This window comes from Cyclobacterium qasimii M12-11B (assembly GCF_000427295.1).
Classification (GTDB): Bacteria; Bacteroidota; Bacteroidia; order Cytophagales; family Cyclobacteriaceae; genus Cyclobacterium; species Cyclobacterium qasimii.
The window spans coordinates 1-3,082 of the sequence record NZ_ATNM01000138.1 but is presented as its reverse complement, the minus strand read 5'-3'; the positions used below and the strand labels follow the sequence as shown (position 1 = coordinate 3,082).

Below are 3,082 nucleotides of genomic sequence, written 5' to 3'. Positions count from 1 at the left end.
CAGAAAGTTCTTTGACATGTTGAGTGGAAAATGCAATGTAAAGTATTTTAATCACGCAAGTGATGTAGATATAGAATTAAGATCATCAGGTGCTAGCAAAAGGGCACCAGATGAGTTCAAGTGAACAAGGGCGTACGGGGGATGCCTAGGCTCTAGGAGGCGATGAAGGACGTGCCAAGCTGCGAAAAGCTGTGGGGATCGGCACAGTCGATATGATCCACAGATGTCCGAATGGGGCAACCCACCCTGACTTTGTCAGGGTATTCCGTAAGGAAGGCAAACGCGGGGAACTGAAACATCTAAGTACCCGCAGGAAGAGAAAATAATAATGATTCCGTCAGTAGCGGCGAGCGGACGCGGAAGAGCCCAAACCATTTATGTTACGGCATATATGGGGTTGTAGGACCTGCATAATTATAAATTAGGAGACTCGAATTGGCTGGGAAGTCAAACCGAAGAGGGTGAGAGTCCTGTAGAGGAATTTTAATTTATAAGGCGGGTATCCTGAGTAGGCCGGGACAGGAGAAATCCCGGTTGAATCTGCCGGCACCATCCGGTAAGGCTAAATACTCCCTAGAGACCGATAGTGAACGAGTACCGTGAGGGAAAGGTGAAAAGTACCGTGAATAACGGGGTGAAAAGAACCTGAAACCGTGCGCCTACAAGCGGTCGGAGCCTTGATTTATCAGGGTGACGGCGTGCCTTTTGCATAATGAGCCTACGAGTTACTCCTCACCGGCAAGGTTAATCCTGTAAACAGGAGGAGCCGCAGCGAAAGCGAGTCTGAACAAGGCGCAATAGTCGGTGGGGGTAGACGCGAAACTTAGTGATCTACCCATGGCCAGGTTGAAGCTCTGGTAAAACAGAGTGGAGGACCGAACCGATAAGCGTTGAAAAGCTTCCGGATGAGCTGTGGGTAGGGGTGAAAGGCCAATCAAACTGAGAAATAGCTCGTACTCCCCGAAATGTTTTTAGGAACAGCGTCGGGAATTGTATGATGGAGGTAGAGCTACCGATAGGACTAGGGGGAGTCAAATCCTACCAAATCCTGACGAACTCCGAATGCCATTATACAGAACCGGCAGTGAGGGCTTGGGTGCTAAGGTCCAAGTCCGAGAGGGAAAGAACCCAGACCTACCGCTAAGGTCCCAAAATCCGCGCTAAGTTGAACAAAGGCGGTCCAGCTGCAGTGACAGCCAGGAGGTTAGCTTGGAAGCAGCTATTCCTTTAAAGAGTGCGTAACAGCTCACTGGTCGAGCGGCAGGGCGTCGATAATAATCGGGCATCAAGTGCGGTACCGAAGCGAAGGAAAGTATTTATATTTTGGTAGGGGAGCATTCCAGCGACAGTGAATCCAGATGGTAATGTCTGGTGGAGTTTCTGGAAAAGCAAATGTAGGCATAAGTAACGATAATGGATGGGAACAACATCCACACCGAAAGACCAAGGATTCCTGATCAACGCTAATCGGATCAGGGTCAGTCGGGACCTAAGGATAACCCGAAGGGGGATTCCGATGGAAAATGGGTTAATATTCCCATACCGAACATACAGGTAATGGGGCGACGGAGTGTTGAAAGATCCGCCCGGTGACGGAATACCGGGTTAAAGGGTGTAGGTATTTGGACTGTAGTAAAATGCGCAGACTTAGCCGAACCTGATAGTACCAAGCGTCTTCGGACAATTGGATAGTGGTCCTAAAAGCTTCCAAGAAAAACCTCTAGCGTTAAGCGTATGTTCGCCCGTACCGCAAACCGACACAGGTGGTTGGGGAGAGTATCCCAAGGTGCTCGAGTGAATCATGGCTAAGGAACTCGGCAAAATGGCCCTGTAACTTCGGGAGAAGGGGCGCCTCCTCTTGCTTCGGTGAGAGAGGCCGCAGTGAAAAGGCCCAGGCGACTGTTTATCAAAAACACATGGCTTTGCGAAATCGAAAGATGAAGTATAAGGCCTGACACCTGCCCGGTGCTGGAAGGTTAAGGGGGGACGTTATCGTAAGAGAAGCGTTGAACTGAAGCCCCAGTAAACGGCGGCCGTAACTATAACGGTCCTAAGGTAGCGAAATTCCTTGTCGGGTAAGTTCCGACCTGCACGAATGGTGTAACGATCTGGGCACTGTCTCAGCCATGAGCTCGGTGAAATTGTAGTCGCGGTGAAGATGCCGCGTACCCGCAACGGGACGGAAAGACCCCATGCACCTTTACTGCAACTTAACATTGGTATCGGGTACACGGTGTGTAGGATAGGCCGGAGGCTGTGAATCGGCGTCGCTAGGCGTTGAGGAGCCACCGTTGAAATACGGCCCTCTGTGTGCCTGGTATCTAATCCCTGAAACAGGGAGACATTGTTTGGTGGGTAGTTTGACTGGGGTGGTCGCCTCCAAAAGAGTAACGGAGGCTTCCAAAGGTTCCCTCAGCACGCTTGGTAACCGTGCGTGGAGTGCAATAGCATAAGGGAGCTTGACTGTAAGGCGTACATGCCGAGCAGGGTGGAAACACGGGTATAGTGATCCGGCGGTACCGAATGGAAGGGCCGTCGCTCAAAGGATAAAAGGTACGCTGGGGATAACAGGCTGATCTCCCCCAAGAGCTCATATCGACGGGGAGGTTTGGCACCTCGATGTCGGCTCGTCACATCCTGGGGCTGGAGAAGGTCCCAAGGGTTGGGCTGTTCGCCCATTAAAGTGGCACGCGAGCTGGGTTCAGAACGTCGTGAGACAGTTCGGTCCCTATCTGTTGCGGGCGTGAGAAGTCTGCGGGGGGCTGTCCTTAGTACGAGAGGACCGGGATGGACCGACCGCTGGTGTACCGGTTGTAGTGCCAACTGCACCGCCGGGTAGCTAAGTCGGGAAGAGATAAGCGCTGAAAGCATCTAAGTGCGAAACTCGCCCCAAGATGAGACTTCTAAACAGGGCCGTCAGAGACGATGACGTTGATAGGCTGTAGGTGTAAAGTCAGAAATGACATAGCCGAGCAGTACTAATAGCCCGAAAACTTGAACACCTTTGCTACGTTGCATTTTCCACAAGACAAGTCAATTTACTTTAAGACATATAGTAATAATTAACGAAATTAAGTGAGCG

At 51.0% G+C, this 3,082-nt stretch carries 1 rRNA gene; it reads left to right on the top strand.

Annotated features, from left to right (window positions below):
* Nucleotides 1-114: 114 nt before the first annotated feature.
* Nucleotides 115-3,002, top strand: a 23S ribosomal RNA gene (locus ADICYQ_RS17265).
* The last annotated feature ends 80 nt before the right edge of the window (nucleotides 3,003-3,082 follow it).